Here is a 1821-nt window from a genome sequence, read left to right as displayed (position 1 = left end):
GTAATTTAATTAAAAAATCAAATCCCCCACTGACCATATGGCATTCAACGATTTCTGGATAATGCACGACTGCGTCAATAAACTCATCTAAAACATTGGGTGTGGTTTTATCGAGTAAGACTTCAACAAAAACCAAAAAATTTGCATTTAACTTAACCGGATTTAATTTAGCTTCATAACCTAAGATGAATTCATCTTTGGTGAGCTTCTGCACTCGTGCCATAACTGCTGTTGGAGACAAATTGACGAGTTCAGCTAATCTGCTGTTGGAAATACGCCCATCTGTTTGAAGAATATCCAAAATTTTTAAATCGGTACGATCAAGGCTTAATAATGGGCCATTCATCTGAATTTTCCTCTAAAAAATGGGTAAAATATAGTGAGTTATTCGGTGTTTCTTCTGTAATGATAAATTATCTAAACCTCTCTACTCAAGATGAGTTTACGAGAGCTGGTTGGCGGAAATAGATATGAACACAATGGATACTTTTCATCAAATGGATAAATCTCACCAAGGCTATATCACCGAATTCAACGATAAAAGTGAGTTTGAACAACGCATTAATACAGCTTGGCGACGTGCCGAACCTGAAGCTGTAGAAGAGCTATTACAAGCTGCTGCGGTATCTGATGATTTAGATCATAAAATTTATGACCTTGCATTTAACCTTGCCCATAATTTACGTGAACGTAAGACTTCTTCAGGTAAAGCAGGTATTGTTCAAGGGTTATTACAAGAATTTTCTCTTTCTTCGCAAGAAGGCGTGGCGCTCATGTGTCTTGCTGAAGCTTTGCTTCGTATTCCAGACACAGCAACACGTGATTTGCTCATTCGCGATAAAATCAATCAAGGTAACTGGAAAGAACATGTTGGCCAAAGCAGCTTAATGTTTGTGAATGCTGCTGCATGGGGTCTCATGTTAACTGGTAAGCTTATGGAAACACCAAAGCAAACCAGTCTTTCAAGTGTACTTACTGGCCTTTTAGCACGTAGTGGCCGTGGCATTATTCGTAAAGCAGTTGACGTTGCAATGCGTATGATGGGTGAACAGTTTGTGACTGGTGAAACCATCGAAGAAGCTGTCGACCACGCAAAAGTACTTGAGGATAAAGGTTTCCGCTATTCTTATGACATGTTAGGTGAAGCTGCCTTAACCGACCATGACGCTGAACGCTACTTTAATGATTACACACAAGCCATTCATGCAATTGGTAAAGCGTCTAATGGTAAAGGCGTATATGATGGCCCAGGTATCTCAATTAAGCTTTCTGCTTTGCATCCACGTTACCAACGTGCGCAAATTGAACGTGTTCACAAAGAACTCTACGGCAAATTATTTGAGCTCGCTCGTTTAGCTAAACAGTACAATATTGGTTTAAATATCGATGCAGAAGAATCAGAGCGTTTAGAAATTTCTCTTGAGTTACTTGAGCGTCTCTGTTTTGAGCCAGAACTTGCGAACTGGAAAGGCATTGGTTTCGTAATTCAAGCTTACCAAAAACGCTGCTTCTTTGTGGTTGATTATATTATTGACCTTGCTAAGCGTAGCCAAAAGCGTCTGATGATCCGTCTTGTAAAAGGCGCATATTGGGATAGCGAAATTAAGAAAGCACAAATCGAAGGTATGGATGACTACCCTGTCTTCACGCGTAAAGTTCATACTGATTTGTCTTATATCGCTTGTGCTAAAAAATTACTTGCAGCACCAGAATTTATTTATCCGCAATTTGCGACGCATAATGCTCAAACTTTAGCAACGATCTATCATTTAGCAGATCCAAGCAAATATTACGCTGGTCAATATGAGTTCCAATGCTTAC

2 protein-coding genes are annotated in these 1821 nt (G+C 39.4%); one reads left to right on the top strand and one right to left on the bottom strand.

Going from position 1 to position 1821, the window contains the following annotated elements:
• Positions 1-346: Lrp/AsnC family transcriptional regulator (locus VXQ92_RS16510; RefSeq protein ID WP_416682555.1), on the bottom strand; the 346-nt coding region annotated here is incomplete at its 3' end.
• Between the two features lie 124 nt (positions 347-470).
• On the opposite strand from VXQ92_RS16510, the gene VXQ92_RS16505 reads away from it, so the two are divergent.
• A partial coding sequence (locus VXQ92_RS16505) for a proline dehydrogenase family protein (protein WP_416682554.1) occupies positions 471-1821 on the top strand: 1351 nt, incomplete at its 3' end.

This window comes from Acinetobacter sp. 228 (assembly GCF_048147885.1).
This window is presented reverse-complemented; position numbering and strand designations above follow the sequence as displayed.